Here is an 18656-nt window from a genome sequence, read left to right as displayed (position 1 = left end):
AGAAACGACTTAATCCCCTCCGTCCCCTTTTTCATTGTCAGACGCTGCGCAGGTGGTTGGGGCGCTTGGGTGGGCCGGGGGGGCGCCGCTTGAACGGGGGTTGGCCGCGCCAGTAACGGATCAGCAGCCAGCCGAACAGCATGCCCCCGAGGTGCGCGAAATGCGCCACTCCCGGCTGCCATCCTGTGGCACCGAGTACCAGCTCGCCGATGCCGAACAGGATCACGAACGTGCGCGCTTTCATCGGGATCGGTGGGAACAGCAGCATCACCCGCTGGTTGGGGAACAGCATGCCGTAGGCCAGCAGCAGCCCGAACACACCACCGGATGCGCCCAGTACGGTCGCCGGGTTGTCCATCAGGCTGCCCACCAGCAGCTGGCACAGGCCGGCACCGGCCACGCACACCAGGTAATAGATCAGGAAGCGCTTCTCGCCCCAGGTCTGCTCCAACGCGGCGCCGAACATGAAAACGGCGAACATGTTGAAGAACAGGTGGCTGAAACTGCCATGCAGGAAGCCGTAGGTCAGCAGCTGCCAAGGCTGGAAATTACCGCCGGGTGAGAAGGCATCGAAGCTGCCCTGCAACGGCTGCAGCATGAACGGCGCGAACGTCGCATCGCCCAGCAGGAACGGTTGCTGCAGGAGGAACAGGATCGCATTGGCGATCAACAGCGCCTTGGTGACGGTAGGCAGTCGCGGAAGCATGGGGGTACCCTCGGGAACGGCCTCCATCATAGCGGCAGCGCCGCGGCGCGTCGGCACGCCCGGACGAGGACAGGTTCAGCACGCGGCCAGGGTCAACCGGGCCCCCACAGCGCGGCATCCAGCGATGCGGATGGGTCGACGGCCTGCATCCGCACCCTGCCCCGCTCCACCGCCACGCCCTCGGCACGCAGGCGCCGACTCTGCTCGCGCCAGCCTGTCGACCCTTCCGGCATGGCGATACGTCCGTCGGCACGCAGTACGCGATGCCAGGGCAGCTCCGGGTCGTCATTCATGCCCAGCACGCGGGCAGTCAAGCGCGCGCGTCCTGGCAGCCCCGCACGCGCCGCGACCTGGCCGTAGCCCATTACCTGGCCGACCGGGATGGCACGGATCACCGCCAGGATGCGCTCACGCGCCTGTTCCGGCGTCAGCGCCGGAGCCGGGTCACCAGCAGCACCCCGCACAGCACCAGGACGGTGCCGGCGATCTGCGCCGGGCCCATGGGTTCGTCGAGCAGCCATAGACTCATCACGATGGTGGACACCGGCCCGAGCATACCGACCTGCGCGGCCAACGACGAGCCGATGCGTTTGACCGCCAGCATGATCGCCAGCACCGGTAGCACCGTGCAGGCCGTGGCATTGATCAGCGACAACCAGTGCACCGCGTGCGGTGCCTGCCATAGCACAGGCCACGGATGGGTCAGCCCGAAGTGCAGCAGCACCAGCGCGCAGGCCACGCAACTGGCCTGCGCGGTCAGGCGCACGGCACCGATGCGGGCCACGATCTGGCCGCTGCCGAACAGGTACAAGGCGTAGCTGATGGCACTGCCCAGCACCAGCAGGCTGCCGAGGATGATCTGCCCGCCCTCGCGCTGCAGATCATGGCCGAACGCCACCAGCACGCCGGCATAGCTGAGCGCCAGCGCCACCAGTTGCCAGCGGCCTGGTCGCTGTCGCGTCAGCACGACATGGATCAGCAATACCAAGGTGGGATTGAGGTACAGGATCAGCCGTTCCAAGGTCACGCTGATGTACTGCAGGCCCTGGAAGTCCAGCCAGCTGGACAGGTAGTAGCCGGTGAAGCCGAGCCACGCGATGCGTCCGCGGTCGGCCCAGGACAAGGGCGCGGCGCGGCGCGACGACCACCAGGCCAGCAGCAGAAACAGCGGCAGGGCCATCGCCATCCGCAGCGCAAGCAGCGTCGTGGCGTCCACCCCATGACGCAGACCCAGCTTGACGATGATCGCCTTGCCCGACGCGGCGATGGCGCCGATGGCTGCCAGCCCTACGCCGCCCACGGCGAGGCGGGCGGAGGACGTGGGGAAGGTCGAGGGGGTGTTCATGAGGCCGGTTATTGTCGCACGGGTTGCGGGCGGGCCTGGCCTGTGGTGCTTTGGCTTCGGTGTGGTGGCTTCGGTGTGGTGGCTTCGGTGTGGTGGCTTCGGTGTGGTGCCGTGGTGTGGTGCCCCGGGGTAGAGCCGACTTCAGTCGGCTGGCGCTGACAGGCAGCCGACTGAAGTCGGCTCTACCAATGCCGGGCTCAGCGGTGCATCAACACGATTTCCTCGGCCGATGTGGGATGGATCGCCACCGTTGCGTCGAACTGTGCCTTGGTCGCGCCCATCTTCACCGCGACTGCGAAGCCCTGCAGGATCTCGTCTGCGGCTTCACCGAGCAGGTGCACGCCCACCACGCGTTCTTCCGGGCCGACGCAGACCAGCTTGAACATGCTGCGCTGGGTGCCGTCGGCCAGTGCCTGCAGCATGGGCCTGAAATTGCTGTGGTAGATGCGGACGTCGCCGAACTGCTGGCGGGCCTCTTCTTCGCCGAGGCCGACTTTGCCCAGCGGTGGGTGCGAAAACACCACGCTGGGAATGTTGTCGAAATCCATCTTCGCCTGCGGCTTGCCGCCGAACAGGCGGTCCATGAGGTGGCGCGCGGTGGCGATCGCCACCGGCGTCAAGCCTTCCTTGCCGGCCAGGTCGCCCACCGCATGCACGCTGGGAACGGAGGTCGTCTGCCACTCGTCGACCCTCACTTCGCCGCGCTCGCCGATCTGCACGCCAACCTGCTCCAGCCCCATGTCCCGGGAGTTGCCACGTCGGCCGATCGCAAAGAACACCTTGTCGAACACACTGTCCAACGGGCCGTCGTGGCCCAGTACACGCACGCGATCGCCCTCGCTGTCGCGCTGGAGTTCGCGCAGCCGGTAATTGAACTGGATCCGTACCCCCTGATGGCAGAGATTGTCCGCCAACTGCGCGGCGAGCTCGCCATCGAAGCGGTCCAGCAGGCGACTACCGCGCACCAGCATCGTCACGCGACTGCCCAACGCCTGCAGCAGGCCAGCCAACTCCACGGCGATGTAGCCACCGCCGACGATGGCAACGTGCGCCGGTGCATCGCACAGGTTGAAGAAGTCGTCCGAGACGAGGCCCAGTTCCGCACCGGGAATGTCCGGGCGCTGCGGGTGAGCACCGGTGGCCAGCACGATGTGCTCGCCGCTGATGCGCACGCCATCGCTGCACTCCACCGTGTGCGTGTCCACCAGTCGCCCGCGGCGCGGCACGCGCACCACGCCGGTCTCGTCCAGCCGCTTGCGATAACTGACGTGGATGTTCTCGATATACCCCTGGCGATGGACGATCAGTTCTTTCCAGGACAACGCGGGACGCAGCGGCACGTCGAATCCCATCGCACGTGCCAAGCCGATACGGCCGGCGAGATCGGCGGCCAGCCACATCGCCTTCTTCGGCACGCAGCCGACATTGACACAAGTGCCGCCGAGCTCATCCGGCTCCAGCATCGCGACGCGCTTGCCGTGCTGTGCGGCGCGGAAGGCAGCCGCCAGGCCACCGGAACCGCCACCGAGGACAATCAGGTCGTAGTCATGGGAAGTCGTGGTCATCGGCATCGCTCGCGTCGTTACGTATCAGGGTGCTACAGGGCAAGAGCATGCCATGTCCCGCTGCGCGGCAGACGTGACGACGCCCGCTCAGCGGGCTGCCACCGTGCGGCGCATCGGCGGCAGGCGCATGTAGGTGAGCGCGCGCCACAGCCATTCCATCGGCCCGTGGCGGAGACGCGCCAACCATGCATGGCTGATCACCACCTGCGCGGCGAACACCGCCGATGCGAAGGGCAACTGCCAGACCCGCGGCATCTGCTCGAAGAAACCCATGCCGGGCGCGTAGAACACCCACGTGCACAGCAACGACTGCAGCAGATAGTGGGTAAGCGCCATGCGTCCTGGTGCTGCCAACCAGCCCAGCGCCTGGCGCGCTTGCACGATCCACGCCAGGTAGCCCAGCGCCATCAGCAGGCTCGCGACCGCCGCCAGTGCATAGGACAGCCCGGTCTGTACGGTGAACTCGCCGGGCGCCAGATACGGATTCCATACTGCGCTGATCACCATCAGCAGCAGACCAAGTGGCATCGCGATCCAGCGCAGGCGTGCGTACAGCGTCGCATGGCGCTGTGGATCGGACAGTGCGCCGCTGCGCGTGAACCATGCGCCCAGCAGGAACATGCCGAAGATCTCCGGACCGGTGATCAGGATGCCGCCAACCATGTGGCGCACATCGGCCAACCGCTGCACGGTGCCCTGCCTCCACGTGCCATGACCGTAGGCCTGGCGCTGCGCTTCAATGATGTCCTGCGCCGTACGCAGGCCGCCTGCGCTGTCCAACGCCGTGCCGCCCTGCGCGGCCGCCCAGACCAGCAGGGCGAACAACAGGGTCAAGCCGACCGCGAAGGCGTACACCAGGACGCCGGCGACGGGCAGCACCGGCACCGGCCAACGCCGCGTGCACAGCAGCAGGAAAGACAGCAGGCCGTACACCATCAGGATGTCGCCGGACCACACCAGCAAGGCATGGCAGGCACCGATCAGCATCAGCACCAGGCTGCGCCGCAGGTAGATCGGCGTGAACGCGCGGCCGGCCTCGTCGGCACGTCGTGCCATCACCGCGAAACCCGCACCGAACAGGAAGGAGAACAACAGGAAGAACTTGCCCTGCACCAGCACGTAGACCAGCGCGTCCGCCGCGTAATCGAGCCCTTGCCAGTGCGGGTCGATGCCGGTGAAGGAAAGATCGAGCGGCCCGCTGAACGCTTCGATGTTCATCAGCAGGATGCCGAACAGGGCCACGCCACGCAGGATGTCCATCACCGTGATGCGGTCGGCGTCCGCGAACGGCGGCAGGGAGGAGGTCGCGATGGTCACGGGGAATCCGGGAGGGCGGGGCATCATTATGCGGTGAGGGTGGATCGAACGGGTTAGACCCCCTCGCGGGCGGCTGCCTCAACGCTACGTGCCAGAGGCCGGGCGGTGAGGCTGGGCGGGGGACGGCAAGAGCCGCTCCTGCGTGCCTCGTTTCGCGCCATCCATGGCGGGGTCCACGTCATCGCATTCGCGCTGCCGCTCCCACACTTTGCTGCGCAAACCGTGGGCCCCGTCTCACCAGCACCCACACCCCGCCGCTTCGCGGCCGCCCCTGACTCAGGGGCTCCCTCCACCAGACGGGTCAACGAGGTCCGCGGTAGCGCCGACCCATGGTCGGCGAGCGCAGCGGGCCGTTGGCGGGAACATTCCGCCGACCATGGGTCGGCGCTACCGATCCGCCCCGCCGACCCACCGCCCTGCAGCTGTTGACGTTGACGTTGACGCAAAAAAAAACGGCCCGCTTGCACGGGCCGTTCGAAACACTGCAACCACTGACACTCAGTGCTGGTGGCCGCCGTCGCCGTGCACGTGGCCGTGCTGGACTTCTTCTTCGCTGGCTTCGCGCACGTCGATGATTTCAACGTCGAAGTGCAGATCCTTGCCGGCCATCGGGTGGTTGAGGTCGACGTCGACCACGCTCATGCCCACCTTCTGCACCGTCACCGCACGCGCACCGAAGTTCGTCTGCAGCACGACCTGCGCGCCCGGCACCAGCTTCTCTTTGCCGAAATGCTTCTTCGGCACGCGCTGGGTCAGGCCCTCGCGGCGTTCGCCGTAGGCATCGGCCGAGGCAACGTCGACGCCGAAGGTGGCGCCCGCTTCCTTGTCTTCCATCGCCTTTTCCAGGCCCGGAATGATGTTGCCGTGGCCGAACAGGATGGCCAGCGGCTCACGGTCCTTGGACGATTCGATCGGCTCCTGGCCGACTTCGGAAACGGTGTAGTGGAAACGGACGACGCGGTCTTTTTCGATCTTCATGCGTAACTCTGTCTGGTAGCTGCCGAGGGCAGGCGGGAGGGGGCGGGTTGCCGCCCGACGGGTACGCCGCCATCATGGCGGCCTATCTGAGGTCGCGCATTATCCGGAGATCATGGACATGACGCCAGTTTCGCCCGGCCTGCGCCGTTTCTTTTCCCTCGCCGCGACGCTCGCCCTCTCCGCCACACTGAGTGGATGCGGTGGCGGCAAAGCGTCCCGCCCCGCCCCGCCCCCTGCCCCGTCCGTCACCCAGGTCTGGCCCAGCGTGTCGCCGGCCAACCCGCAGGTGGCCAACGCCGTGCTGATGCGCGCCATCGGTCTGGTCGGCACACCGTATCTCTACGGGGGCAACACCCCCGAGTCGGGCTTCGACTGCAGCGGCCTGGTGACATATGTCTATCGTGAAATGGTCGACCTGAAGCTGCCACGCACCTCCCGCGAGCTGGCCGCCGTGCAGGGCCCGAAGATCGAACCCCAGCGCTTGGCGACGGGCGACCTGGTCTTTTTCGGCAGCCGCGGCAACGTCAGCCACGTGGGCATCTATGTCGGCGAAGGGCGCTTTGTGCATGCCCCCAGCACCGGCGGCACGGTCCGGCTGGATTCGCTGGGCGGACACTACTGGAAGGACCACTACACAGGAGCCAAACGCGTCCTCCACTAACGTGAATAGGGTAGATGACCCAAAACGTGATGGCCATCACACCCATTCCAACGAAACTTTAACGGAATTTGTACTTATTTGACGCTTTCGCAAGGCATGATTGCCCATCGCTTCCAACCCTGTGACCGCCGAGTGACGACCGACGAACTGATGTGTGAAGGCCAGCGCGCCGTAAATTCACCTCGCCTGACCCAGCGCATCACGCGCGTCGCCCTGCTCTCGCTGACCCTTGCACTCACCAGTGCACCGGCCTGGGCACAGAGCGCACCGGTCGCCGTACCGACCGACACCGCCATCACCGCAGTGAAGGCTGCTGCCAAGGCCGAGCCGGTCGCTGCCACCCGCAGCCGCGCCGATGCCGCCGCCAGCGCCACCCTCGCCGCCCTCCTTCCCCACCTTGCCGCCAACGACAGCATTCCGCTGATGGACCGTTCGGCGATGGTCGCCGGCGACCTCAGCCGCCTGCTCGCCAACTACGACACCAGTGCCTCCGGTTCGATCGTGGTCGGTGGTGCCGAAGAGAACGGCAAGATCCAGTCCGTCCTGCGCCGCGCGATGACCCTGCTGGGCACGCCCTATCGCTGGGGCGGCAACACCCCGGACAGCGGCTTCGACTGCAGTGGCCTGGTCGGCTACGTCTTCCGCACTGCGCTGGGCATCGAACTGCCGCGCGTGTCGCGTGACATGGCCAGCGACCGCCAGAACGAACTGATTGCCGACCGTACGGCGCTGAGCGAAGGCGATCTGGTCTTCTTCGGCCGCAAGGGACGGGTGGACCACGTCGGGATCTACGTCGGCGAGGGCCGGTTCCTGCATGCGCCGAGCACCGGCAAGGACGTCCGCGTGGACACCCTGCTGACCGGCTACTGGGGTAACAAGTTCATGCAGGCACGCCGCGTCGACCTGTAACCGGTCACGCCGTTCCCGCTCCGAAAGCCGCTGCCCTGCAGCGGTTTTTTTTTTGCCTCCCGCCTGCGAGCTGCGTGGCCGGTCCTGACCGCCGACCGCGTTCGCATGGTGTATCCCCCGGATTGGATCCAGGGGCGGCTGTGGCAGCAATGCCCGGCCGGGGGCGCGGCGTGGGGCGGCACGTACGCACTTTTTTCATCCAGGGCCGCCCCTCTACAAGGACAGGTGAGGCATGGCGGTGGTCTCTGATATCCAGGCACGTTGCGCGATCTGGTTCGGCCAGCCACTTGCGACCGAGCGGGCAGCGCTGGCGGCGGCCGGCTGGCAAGTGCGCAGCGTAGATCCCCTGCAGCCGCAGGCCGTGGGCCTGCGTGGCCGGGACCAGGTGGTTGGCGTGATCGATCTCCGGCAGATTCCCGCTCTCGCGCTGACGGCGGTGACCGAGTGGACGCAGCGGCACGATCACCTGCCGCTGCTGGCCGTGCTGCCTTCAGGGGTAAGCAGCCCTCCCCCCAGTTGGCAGCCGCTTCTTGATGCGTGCCAGGGTCACTTCAACCTGCCGCTGGAACAGCAGGCACTGCTTGAGCAGCTTGCGCATCATCCACAGCGCACCAGCACCGACGCCGACAGCCCTGCACAGCGCCTTATCGGCGACAGCCCCGCGCTGCTGGCCACCCGTGCATCGCTGTTCAAATTCGCCCCGGTCGACCTGCCGGTCCTGGTGACCGGCGAAACCGGGACCGGCAAGGAGCTCGCCGCACACGCGCTGCATGCCATGTCCGCGCGCGCGGATCATCGGTTCATGGCCGTCAACTGTGGCGCGATCCCGGCCAACCTGGTGCAGTCGGAACTGTTCGGCCACGAGCGCGGCGCGTTCACCGGCGCGGCGCAGCGACGTCTGGGCCTGTTCGAAAGCGCAAGCGGTGGCACGGTGTTCCTCGACGAGGTCGGCGACCTGCCTCTGGATGCGCAGACCAGCCTGTTGCGCGTGCTGCAGGAAGGCACCATCGAGCGCGTGGGCAGCAGCCAGCCGTTGCGGGTGGATGTGCGCGTGCTGGCGGCCACCCATGTCGATCTGGAGCAGGCCGTCGCCCAAGGACGCTTCCGCCGCGACCTGTTCTACCGCCTCAACGTGCTGCGGCTGGCCATGCCGGCCTTGCGTGAACGCAGCGGGGATGTGCTGGTGCTGGCGGAGCACTTCCTGCGCCAGTTCCGGGCACGCCACCCCGGCCGTGCACGGGGCTTCAGCAGTTGCGCGCGCCAGGCCATGCAACGCTTCGACTGGCCGGGCAACGTGCGCGAGCTGCTCAACCGCGTGCAACGTGCGGCGATCGTGGCCGACGGTGAACTGATCGAGCCGTCGGATCTGGACCTGGTTGCGACCCTGCCGGCAGCTGCGCGTGCGCTGCTGCAGAACGCACGCGAGCAGGTGGAGCGCGATCTGCTGGTGCAGGCGTTGCGCGAGAATGAGTTCAATGTCTCTGCCTGCGCACGGCACATGCAGGTATCGCGGGTGACGGTGTATCGGCTATGCCGCAAGCACCAGGTGGAGTTGCCCGCGATACGGTGAATCCATGCCTGTCGTCGCCGGTAGCGCCGAGCCGTGCTCGGCGGGAGAACAGAAGCGCCGCGCTGCGCGCTCGCCGACCATGGGTCGGCGTTACCGGGATCCGCGGGCATTCAACGCACGCGCGTGGTAGCGCCGAGCCGTGCTCGGCGGGAGAACAAAGGCGCCGCGCTGCGCGCTCGCCGACCCTGGGTCGGCGCCACCGGGATCCGTGGGCATTCAACGCACTTGGTTGGTAGCGCCGAGCCGTGCTCGGCGGGAGAACAAAGCGCCGCGCTGCGCGCTCGCCGACCCTGGGTCGGCGCTACCGGGATCCGCGGGCATTCAACGCACGCGGTCACAGCATGTACGGCACCTTGAAGGCCAGGCTGAAGTCGGGCGCGTCCGGGGTGAGGCCGATGCCCAGCAGGCTGACCAGGGTGGTCTTCTGGTTCAGTGCATAGGTAACGCCCAGGTTGAATGTCGCGGCATTCGCATCACTGCCGATCACCTTCATCCACTGCCCGTTGCTGTACCGCGTGGACGCACGCGCACTGAGCTTGTCGCTGAAGGAAATGCTCAGGCTGGTGCGCTCGTTGAACGCAAACGCCACGCCGGCGCCGAAGTAGTACGAGCCCCCCAGCTTCACATTCCCGGGATTGACCGTATCCGGATTACCGTCGATGTCATCGAAACTCTGTTCGAATGAGTGGATGTAGCCCGCATTCGCGAACAGGATCGCCGGGTCCGCCGTCTTGACGATGGACAGGCCGATGTTGGCTTGCCATACCCCGTTACCAGTGGGCTGGTCCTTGGGCACGGCGAACCGGATGTAGTCATCGTCATCGCGTTCCAGCACCGTCCAGTCCACGCCGTACGGCGCGCGCCCGGTGGGGGCGGTGACGCCGGCAGTCAGCACGGTCTCGGGCCGCCAGCCGCGTTCGCCGAACACCTTGTAGTTGGCCCCCAGACTGACGTCGCCGATCCCGTTGCCGGTCGTCTCTTCTTCGGCGATCGCCGCAGCCGAGCCTCCTGCGCCCCCCTTCTGGTACACGGTCTTGCGTGCGATCCACGGAACATCCATGTTGACCGTCAGGGTAGGACTGATGCCCCAGCGTGCCGCCAGGTTGTAAGTGATCGAATCGGATTCGACGTTCTCGATGCCGATGTTGCCCAGGAAAATCGCGTCCAGTGCGAGGAAGCCATTCAAGGTCAGCTGCTTTCGGTCATACCGTGCATAGGTAATGCTGTTTTCCACCGTGAACCGACGCGAGAACAACGCGGCCTGCTGCTGCTTCACATCATCCACGCTGCGTCGGGCGGCCTGTTTTGCCTGCTGTGCTTCGGCTGCAGAGCTGGCGTAACCCTCACCACCGCCCGCTGAGACAGGGGGTTGGTCAGGCAGGGTGGGCGGAGCGGGCGGGCCCGCCGTGGCGACCGAGGCCTTGCCCGACAGGCGCGCCTGCATGGCCTGCACCTGCATGTCGAGCTCGCGCAGCCGGCGCACTTCCTGCGCGTAATTGGCTTTCAGTGATTCCAGTTGAGCCATCAGAGCCTGCACGTCAGCGTGTTCGCCTGACGTCGCCTGTGCGTGGACCGTGGCGGTACTTCCGATGTAGACCAGCGCCGCCAGCGCCAGTGGGGTGAAGCGGTGTGTGGTGTGCATGTCCCTTTTCCGGTGAGTGCCATTCCCCCTTTGCCCGACCGATCTATTGGCCCGGCCCGATCCCGCGCGTCAGTGCCATTGCCTGCGCGATGTTCTGCGTCAACGGGGTGTTGCTGGCCAGGTTCTGCCGGACCAGTTCAATCTGCAGGCGATTGCCCACCTGTTGGCCATCGCCGGCCAGGGCGATGCTCTGCCCTACGCTGCCGTTGCGGATCCACTGCTGCACTTCGCCGACGCCGTCCAGCTGCAGCAGCAAGCGCGCCTGGTTGTTGTCGAAGGACGCCGTGGCACGCGCTCCGCCCTGCTGGGCGCTCGCCGTGCCGACCGCACTGCCGGTCATGGCCGGTACCTCACCATCGCGCAGGGTCAGCGAGGTGACATTGCGCGCGACGTTGCCATCACCGGCCACCTGCACGCTCTGCACCAGCCCGGATGCGTTGGCCAGACCACTGCTGTCCACGCTGGCGATGCTGCCGCCCTGCGGCAGCGGCGCGTCGACGGCGGTGATGTTGACGCTGGGGGTGAAGCTCACTTTCGGCGTCCTGCCCTGGCGGAAGTCCATGCCCAGCGTCAGCGCGCCCTGCATGGCGGTGCCGTTGGCGGCCTGCCACTGCGAAATCATGGTGACGCCGAACCAGGCCACGTTGTTGCCGCCGACCGTGTAGCGCCCGCGCATCAGGTTGAGTTCCGGATCGGGTATTTCGGTCAGTCCATTGCCACGGGGTTGCTCGGCCAGTACCGCAGCGGGCATCAACCCCAGCAGCGCGGTGGCCAGTAGCAGAAGACGGGTATCCATGACGGTTCTCCTTCAGAACAGGTCGGCGTGGCTGAAGCCGAAGTCGACCAGTTCGGCATCGGTGATCGGCCCTTGCCGCGCGTACAGTGCGCGGGCGCTGGGTCGTTCGCTGGGTTGCAGCAGTACGCTGTTGCGATCGAAGTCACTGCCGATGACGATGAAAACGGCACGCGACGGCCATGCTTCAAGAAATTCAGCCAAGGGCAGGCTGCGGTTGCCAAGGATCGGGTCGGCGACTTCGACGATGTCGCCGCGTACCTGCTTCATCACCACGAAATGGCGGAAGCCACGTACGTCCATCAGCACCAGGCCGGGCACGCGCAGGTTGCGCAGGCGGGCCTCATCAACGCGGTAGCCGCGGCCCCGCATGCCCATTGATTCGACATAACGCTTGATATCCAGCAACGAGAAGCCGCGATCACGTACCAGCTGTTGATCGGACACCCCCATCATTCCTTCAATCACCGTCGCTTCGTCGGCATCCAGGTGATAGGCGTACTTGAGGATGGTTGCCAGCGCCGCAGCGCCGCAGCTGTAGTCCGTGTGCTGACGCACCAGGTTGCGGAAACGCCGTTCCTGCATGCTCTCCACGCGTTGTTCGATCAGTGCGCCATTGGGCAGCACGCCACTGAACCTCACTTCGCCGGCCCGCGCCGCAACGGCGCTGCTCGACACGACCACGCCCAGCAGCAGGCTTGCGATCCAGGACACGTGCATTGCAACGGCTCCTTCCAAGAAAGGAGCCCCTGCCCCAAAGGGGGAGATGGAACAGGGGCTCCCGGGGAGCCCGGTCATTGGCGGATGACCGGGTTTGTTGCGCTCAACGCAGTCAGCCTGCGAAAGCGGTCACGCCTGGTCCTTACTCGCCGCCGCCGCCGCCCGGTGCCGGACCGGTCGAGGGCTGTGCGACGGCCAGGGCCAGGCTGTTGGCCTGCAGGTTGCCGCTGCCGGAGGCCACGTTCACGCCGATGTTGCCCGACGCGTTGGAGAACGCACTGCCGTTGAGGCCAGCGGTGTTGGTGGCATTGACTGCCACCCAGCGCGAGGTGCGGACGGTGCCGCTCAGGCTGGCATACAGGTCGGCCACGCCCAGTTCGACGAACTGGCTGGTGCCTTCCTCATCGGTGTCGAACGCGATGCCACCGACGCCGTCACGGTACGGGTTGTCGGTTGCGTTCTGGATTTCGTCATCCAGGTCGATGTGCCCGGTGGGGTTGCCACTGGCGTGCGGCAGTGCGCCGCTCCAGCTGTCCAGGTAGTAGTTGTCCTGCTGGTAGGCGTTGCCGGTTCCCTGATAGGTGCCAGCACCGATGGCCAGGGTGGCGCCGGCCACACGACCACGCAGGCTGACTTCAGTGGTGTCACTGAAGCGCTGCACGTAACCGGCGTTGGTCACCGAGTTGCCGCTGGATACCTGGTTGGAGGAAATGCTCGACTGCGCCATGGCGGCGGTCGCTACGGAGGCGGCAAGCGCGTTCTTCTGCGCGTTGTTGTTGCCCGACGCGACGTTGACACCGATGTTGCCCGAAGCCCCCGAGAACGCATTGCCACCCAGGCCGGCCGCGTTGGTCACGCCTTCGTTCATGGTGGTGTTGCCGCCCACACCCTGGTTGACGAACACCTCGGCATCGGCCATGCCGAAGCTGAAGGAGGCATCGGCCGCGGAAAGCGAAGCGGCGTTGTCCTGCGCGTTGTTGTCACCAGCGGCGACGTTGAAGCCCAGGTTGCCCGAGGCACCCGAGGCGACGTCGTCGGAGATGGTGGCGGTGTTGTCCAGCATTTCGTTGGACGCATCGTTGGCGGTGATGCTCTGGCGGTTGTCGATGACGGCGATGGCGGCCGAATCGAGATCGATGGCACCGGTGATCTCCGGATCGCCGGAGAAGTTGATGTCCGAGCTCAGGCGCAGGTCCTTCTCCAGGTTCACGTCCACGCCGTGGTTGTTCTTTTCCTTGCGCTCATCGGCGGAGATGTTGCTGGTCTCGTTGACCGTGACATCGCGGGTGTGGTCCACGTCGGAGAAATCGACGTTGGACCGGTTGGTGGCGGTATTGGTCGTGGTGCTGCTGTAGCGCACGTTCGACGTGGTGTTGGCCGTGTTGTTGGTGGTGCTGGTGTTGTTGGTGGTATTGGTGTTGCGCGTGGTGTTGCGCACCAGGTTGCGGCTGTCGTTCAGCGTGTAGTTGTCGTTGTCAGTATCGGTGTTGGTGTTGCTGGTCACGTTGTTGCGGGTGACGTTGCGGGTATCGTTCAACGTCCAGTTTTCATTGACGTTGTGGTTGTGGTTGATGTTCGCGCTCTGGTTCTGGTTGTCAGCTGCAGAGGCGGTTGCCACGACGCCTGCAATGGCCATGGCGAGTACAGTCCCTTTTACGATCGCTTTCATGGTGCCTTCTCTCTCATCAGTGGTGTAACGGGTGGGTACCACTCACGGGGTGCCGTGCACGGCCATACCGAGGATGTTGGCCGTATCGTTTCCTGCTCCCGCGATTTGATTGAGTTGCAGGACACCATCGAACCCCTGCAACGCCGACGCTGCCACGCCGACGTTGCGGGTGCCCATGGCGTCGCCGTCACCGGCATTGCCCTGCCCCCCTGCTGACGCGGGTACGCGCGCTGCGGCAAGTGCCGCGTCGTCGGACTCGCGTATTCCTTCACGGGCCAGCGTCGCGCTGACGATGTTCACCATCGTGTTGGCGATGCCGCTGGCCTGGTTGATCGTTGCGATGCCACTGGCGCCCTGCAACGCCTGGCCGTCGATGTGCGCGCTGGCATGCAGCGGGCCATCCAGCAGCACGGTGTTGCGTGCCGAGGTGCTCCGCGCATCGATATCCACGCGCGCCTGCCCCCCCTGCGCCATGCCGATCAGGTTGGCTTGGGCATTGAGATCACCGGCGGCCTGGTTGATCGCGATGAGGCCGTTGGCACCTGCCAGCGCGTGGCCCTCGATGCGTGATTGATTGAGGTAGCCCAGCATGCCGGCGTACTCGTCGGCAAACGCCGCACACGGCAGCAGCAGGCCTGCCATCAGCCCTGCGCCGCACCGCTTCATTTGCCACCTGCCGGGGCGCCGCCCATCGGGAACTGGGCCAGCGCGCCGCGCACCGTATCGCCGATGCCGCGGGTACTGTTGCCCATCGCACTCAGTGGGCCGCTGAGCGCGCCGCTGATCTGGTTGCCGGAAATCATGCCGCCGTTGCCGCTGCCCAGCCGGCCTACCGCGCCACCGAGCGCCGTGGTGGTGACCCGCTCCACGGTGGTGCTGCCGGTATGCGCGGGAGCCACGCCCTGGCCAGCACCCAGCCCAGCGAAATCGTCGTCGCTGAGCTCGGCCATGCCGTTGGAGGTGCCCAGTGCCGCGCTGACTTCGCGCTGTGGCGAGGGATCGGCGATCAGGGCAATGCCCGGAGGCGCCGGACGGTAGGCGGTGCGGGCGTGCACGTCACGCAGCAGCACCATCTCACCTGGACGCGCGTTGACACCTTGACGCGCACCGGAGGCCCCGGCAACGGCGGGGCACGCCGTCAGCACGATCAGGCTGGCCATCAGGTAGGTATTGCGCGTGCTGCTGTCCATGCCGCTCTCCCGTTACGTATGGAGAGGGGAACGCAGCATTCGTGCCAACTACGCAAGGCCCGCCTGGCAAGGGAATTCGTGGCTCAGGGCGGGGCGTTATGGATGCCGACCGTTACACCCGGGTGAATGCCGGGCGCTCGATGAATCAGCGAAGGCGACCGCCCCGCATGGCGCGGGCGCGGGTGTATCACCCCTGTTACAGGGGATGACACACCCCCGTACGCCCCCGCTTCAGCTGCCGATGTTCGTACGCCGGTAGTGACGGCCCATGGGCTGCCACTGGCCGTCACTGCCGGCGCAGGGGCTGACGGTGCTCACGCGCGTGGCGCGGGATCCGGATCGTCGATACCCACGTTGGTGGATGGATTGTCATACACCGCCTGGTCCAGCAGGCCGGTCTCCTTGGCCACCAGCACCGGCACCAGCATCTGCCCGGTGACATTGGTCATGGTGCGCATCATGTCCAGGATGCGATCGATGGCGTACAGGTAGCCGATGGTCTCCAGCGGCAATCCGGCCGCACTCAGCACCACCGTGGCCATCACCACCGCCGTGCCCGGTACACCGGCGGTACCGAAGCTGCCCAGCACCGAAGCAATCAGCACGATCACGTACTGCTCCACCGACATCGGCACGCCGCTGTACTGCGATATGAACACTGCACACAGCGCCGGATAGATCGCCCCGCAACCATCCATCTTGATGCTGGCACCCAGCGGCACCGCGAAAGAACCGTAATCTTTGTTGACGCCCAGGTTGTGGGTGATCGAACGCAATGCGACCGGCATCGCCGCGAAGCTGGACGAGCTGACGAACGCCACCTGCATACCCGGCGCGGCCCCGCGGAAGAACTTCAGCGGATTCAGGCCGTGCGCCAGCAGCAGCGTGCTGTACACCACCACGATGTGCAGGGTGCACGCGATGTACAGCGCCAGCACGAAGTTGCCCAGCGGCAGCAGCTTCTCGAAACCGTAGCTGCCCACCAGCGCGGCGATCAGGCCAAACGTCCCGATGGGGGTGACTTCCAGCACGAAGCGGGTCACCTGGATCATGATCTCGCTCAACTGCCCGACCAGCAGGCGGGCCTGGGTGACTTTCTCGCCCAGCTTGACGATGGCGAAGCCGACCAGCCCGGCGAAGAAGATCACCGGCAGGATCGAGCCCCGTCCGGCGGCCAGCACGGTCTCACCGGCGGCATTGACGCGCGTGCCGATGCCACTGAGCGCATAGAAGACATTCGACGGCACCACATCCAGCAACACCTGGATCACGCTGGGGACTTCGCGCTGCACGTAGTTGTGCGGCATCGCCAACTGCAGTCCACCGGCACCAGGCTGCATCACCGTGCCGACCAGCAGGCCGATACCGACGGCCAGCGCAGCGGTGATGACGAACCACAGGAACGTGCGGCCACTCAGCGCGGCGACCGATTTCTGGCCACTGAGCGAGGAGATGGCATTGATGACCGCGAAGAACACCAGCGGCACCGCGATCATCTTGATCAGCGTCACGTACAGGTCGCCCAACGGGCCGAACCAGGTTTCGGCAGCGGGGCCCATCAACCAGCCGGCCAGGGCGCCGAGGACGAAGCCTGCGACCACGCGTTGCCAGAACGGGATGCGCAGCCAGGCAGAGACCAGCTTCATGGAAATTCCAAGGGGGAGAGAATACTGATCGCACCTTAGCCCAACCCAGCTTCGGGTACGACAGCCCGAGCGGCAAATCAGCGTGTCATCGGCGTGCCTTGTCGTACGCGTCATAATGAACGCCTGTTCCGTTTCGTGAGGGCCCGCTGTCCATGATCCGTACCACCACCCTGCTCGCCGCCACCGCCGCCACGCTGCTGCTGGGCGCCTGTTCCAGCACGCCGCAGGCAGCGGGACCTGCCGGCCTGACGGTCGCGGTGCCTGCCGTGACCCACCCGGATGGCGAGACCCCGCAGTGGTGGTACCGCAGCGGCGCCGCCCAGGCCGCCGGCAATGGCGCCATGAACGGCAAAGCGAAGAACGTGATTCTGTTCCTCGGCGATGGCATGAGCCTGACCACCGTGGCCGCCGCGCGCATCTTTGAAGGCCAGCGCAAGGGCAGCTCGGGTGAAGAAAACCTGCTGTCCTGGGAGCACTTCCCGGCGACGGCATTCAGCAAGACCTACAACGTCGACTCGCAGACCCCGGATTCGGCCGGCACCATGACCGCCATCACCACCGGCGTGAAGACCCACATGGGCGCCATCGGCGTCAGTGCGGGCAAGCGTCCGGACTGTGCCGACAGCCTGCAGAAAGGCCTGTTGAGCTGGCTGCAGCTGGCCGACAGCGCCGGCATGGCGACCGGCATCGTGTCGACCGCGCGGCTGACCCACGCCACCCCGGCCGCCACGTACGCCCATTCGCCCGAGCGCAACTGGGAAAACGACACCGACCTGACCGAAGAGGCCAAGGCCGCCGGCTGCAAGGACATCGCCCAGCAGTTGCTATCCACTGCACGCTTCGGCCGCGGTCCGTTGGTCGCCCTGGGCGGTGGCCGCGGCGAGTTCACCACCGTGGAAGAACGGGATCCCGAATACGACGACAAGGTCGGCCAGCGCCTGGACGGGCGCAGCCTGGTCACCGAATGGCAGCAGGCCCATCCGCAGGGTGCCTACGTGTGGAATGCCGCGCAGCTCAAGGCCGCCGGCAACGCGCCGGCGATCCTCGGCCTGTTCGAGCCGGACCACATGCAGTACGAACACGAGCGCGCGCAGGATCCGGGCGGCGAGCCCAGCCTCGCCGAGCTGACCCGCACCGCCATCACCAACCTGTCCCGGCACCAGGAAGGCTACGTCCTGATGATCGAAGGCGCGCGCATCGACCACGCCAACCACAGCGGCAACGCCTACCGTGCGCTGACCGACACCGTGGCGATGTCCGACGCCGTGCGGGTGGCGACCGAACTGACGAAGGATGACGACACGCTGATCATCGTCACCGCCGACCATTCGCACACCCTGAACTTCGTCGGCTATCCGGCGCGCGGCAACCCGATTCTGGGCAAGGTGAAGGACAAGGGCGGCGAAGACGGGTTGGGCGCGCTGGATCTGGCACGGGACGGGGGCGGCCAGCCGTACACCACGCTGACCTACGCCAATGGCCCGGGCTTCACCGGCGCCACCAACCAGCAGCCGGCCGGCCCGAAGCGCTACCCGCACAATCCGTCCAGCTTCGACCCGTCCACCGGCCGTCCCGACCTGACCGCGGTGGATACCGAGCACCCGGATTACATGCAGGAAGCGCTGGTGCCGGGCAAGAGTGAATCGCACGGTGGCGAGGACGTGGGCATCTGGGCGCGCGGCCCGGGCAGCAAGGCGATCCGCGGCACGCTGGAGCAGAACGCGATCTACCACATGATCGTGCAGGCTACCCCGCGCCTGCGTGAGCGGCTGTGCGAAGCCGGCACCTGTGATGGCAACGGCGTACCGGTGGAACTGCCGGCACCGGTGAAGTTCGAGCGGAAACCGGCTGCCGAGTAAGGCGCTGGCTGGGAGGATGTGAAGCGAAGGCGGCGACCCCTGCGGGTTGCCGCCTTTTCTTTCACTTGGACAAAGGCAGACCGATC

The 18656-nt window shown here is 66.2% G+C and carries 17 protein-coding genes; 4 read left to right on the top strand and 13 right to left on the bottom strand.

Annotation, left to right across the window (positions count from 1 at the left end; translation table 11 throughout):
• Positions 1-37: 37 nt before the first annotated feature.
• The 6 genes from IFT58_RS08670 to IFT58_RS08645 form a co-directional block, all read right to left on the bottom strand.
• The gene (locus tag IFT58_RS08670) at positions 38-706 is read right to left on the bottom strand and encodes a rhomboid family intramembrane serine protease (protein WP_188326691.1); all 669 of its coding nucleotides are present in this window, start codon (positions 704-706) and stop codon (positions 38-40) included.
• A gap of 92 nt (positions 707-798) precedes the next feature.
• A complete protein-coding gene (locus tag IFT58_RS08665; RefSeq protein WP_223203000.1) occupies positions 799-1170 on the bottom strand; it encodes an MGMT family protein in 372 nt (123 codons plus the stop codon).
• Entirely contained in the window at positions 1134-2051 is a 918-nt protein-coding gene (locus IFT58_RS08660) for a DMT family transporter (RefSeq protein WP_192081836.1), read from the bottom strand. The genes IFT58_RS08665 and IFT58_RS08660 overlap by 37 nt, the downstream gene beginning before the upstream one ends.
• 197 nt (positions 2052-2248) lie before the next feature.
• On the bottom strand, positions 2249-3616 hold the full coding sequence (gene gorA / locus IFT58_RS08655; RefSeq protein WP_192094488.1) for a glutathione-disulfide reductase: 1368 nt from the start codon (positions 3614-3616) through the stop codon (positions 2249-2251).
• 87 nt (positions 3617-3703) lie between these two features.
• Positions 3704-4960, bottom strand: a complete 1257-nt coding sequence (locus IFT58_RS08650) for a DUF418 domain-containing protein (protein ID WP_192094487.1) — start codon at positions 4958-4960, stop codon at positions 3704-3706.
• 471 nt (positions 4961-5431) lie between these two features.
• A complete protein-coding gene (locus IFT58_RS08645) occupies positions 5432-5911 on the bottom strand; it encodes a peptidylprolyl isomerase (RefSeq protein WP_188326686.1) in 480 nt (159 codons plus the stop codon).
• A gap of 112 nt (positions 5912-6023) precedes the next feature.
• Between IFT58_RS08645 and IFT58_RS08640 the strand changes: the two genes are divergently transcribed.
• From IFT58_RS08640 to IFT58_RS08630, 3 genes are all read left to right on the top strand, one after another.
• Entirely contained in the window at positions 6024-6572 is a 549-nt protein-coding gene (locus IFT58_RS08640) for a C40 family peptidase (RefSeq protein WP_188326685.1), read from the top strand.
• A 132-nt stretch (positions 6573-6704) separates the two neighbouring features.
• Positions 6705-7481, top strand: coding sequence for a C40 family peptidase (locus IFT58_RS08635; RefSeq protein WP_223202999.1), 777 nt, complete (start codon positions 6705-6707; stop codon positions 7479-7481).
• A 232-nt stretch (positions 7482-7713) separates the two neighbouring features.
• Positions 7714-9051 (top strand): sigma-54 dependent transcriptional regulator, encoded by a 1338-nt coding sequence (locus IFT58_RS08630; RefSeq protein ID WP_192094486.1) that lies wholly within the window; start codon positions 7714-7716, stop codon positions 9049-9051.
• A 334-nt stretch (positions 9052-9385) separates the two neighbouring features.
• On the opposite strand, the gene IFT58_RS08625 is transcribed toward IFT58_RS08630, so the two are convergent.
• From IFT58_RS08625 to IFT58_RS08595, 7 genes are all read right to left on the bottom strand, one after another.
• On the bottom strand, positions 9386-10693 hold the full coding sequence (locus IFT58_RS08625) for a transporter (protein ID WP_192094485.1): 1308 nt from the start codon (positions 10691-10693) through the stop codon (positions 9386-9388).
• Between the two features lie 43 nt (positions 10694-10736).
• Positions 10737-11444 carry a hypothetical protein gene (locus IFT58_RS08620; protein ID WP_192094560.1) on the bottom strand — a complete coding sequence of 236 codons (708 nt, stop codon included), beginning with the start codon at positions 11442-11444 and terminating at the stop codon, positions 10737-10739.
• A gap of 57 nt (positions 11445-11501) precedes the next feature.
• Positions 11502-12206 carry a C39 family peptidase gene (locus tag IFT58_RS08615; RefSeq protein WP_192094484.1) on the bottom strand — a complete coding sequence of 235 codons (705 nt, stop codon included), beginning with the start codon at positions 12204-12206 and terminating at the stop codon, positions 11502-11504.
• A 142-nt stretch (positions 12207-12348) separates the two neighbouring features.
• Positions 12349-13875, bottom strand: a complete 1527-nt coding sequence (locus IFT58_RS08610) for an adhesin (protein ID WP_192094483.1) — start codon at positions 13873-13875, stop codon at positions 12349-12351.
• Between the two features lie 42 nt (positions 13876-13917).
• Positions 13918-14517 carry a hypothetical protein gene (locus tag IFT58_RS08605; RefSeq protein WP_249405649.1) on the bottom strand — a complete coding sequence of 200 codons (600 nt, stop codon included), beginning with the start codon at positions 14515-14517 and terminating at the stop codon, positions 13918-13920.
• A gap of 20 nt (positions 14518-14537) precedes the next feature.
• Complete coding sequence (locus IFT58_RS08600; RefSeq protein ID WP_192094481.1) at positions 14538-15065, bottom strand: hypothetical protein; 528 nt, start codon at positions 15063-15065, stop codon at positions 14538-14540.
• Positions 15066-15379: 314 nt separating this feature from the next.
• Positions 15380-16711 carry a dicarboxylate/amino acid:cation symporter gene (locus tag IFT58_RS08595; protein WP_192081845.1) on the bottom strand — a complete coding sequence of 444 codons (1332 nt, stop codon included), beginning with the start codon at positions 16709-16711 and terminating at the stop codon, positions 15380-15382.
• 152 nt (positions 16712-16863) lie between these two features.
• Here IFT58_RS08595 and IFT58_RS08590 point away from each other — a divergent pair, with 152 nt between their 5' ends.
• Positions 16864-18570, top strand: coding sequence for an alkaline phosphatase (locus IFT58_RS08590; protein ID WP_192081846.1), 1707 nt, complete (start codon positions 16864-16866; stop codon positions 18568-18570).
• Positions 18571-18656 lie beyond the last annotated feature (86 nt).

The sequence above is a fragment of the Stenotrophomonas sp. CFBP 13718 genome (assembly GCF_014842145.1).
Lineage (GTDB): Bacteria > Pseudomonadota > Gammaproteobacteria > Xanthomonadales > Xanthomonadaceae > Stenotrophomonas.
This window is presented reverse-complemented; position numbering and strand designations above follow the sequence as displayed.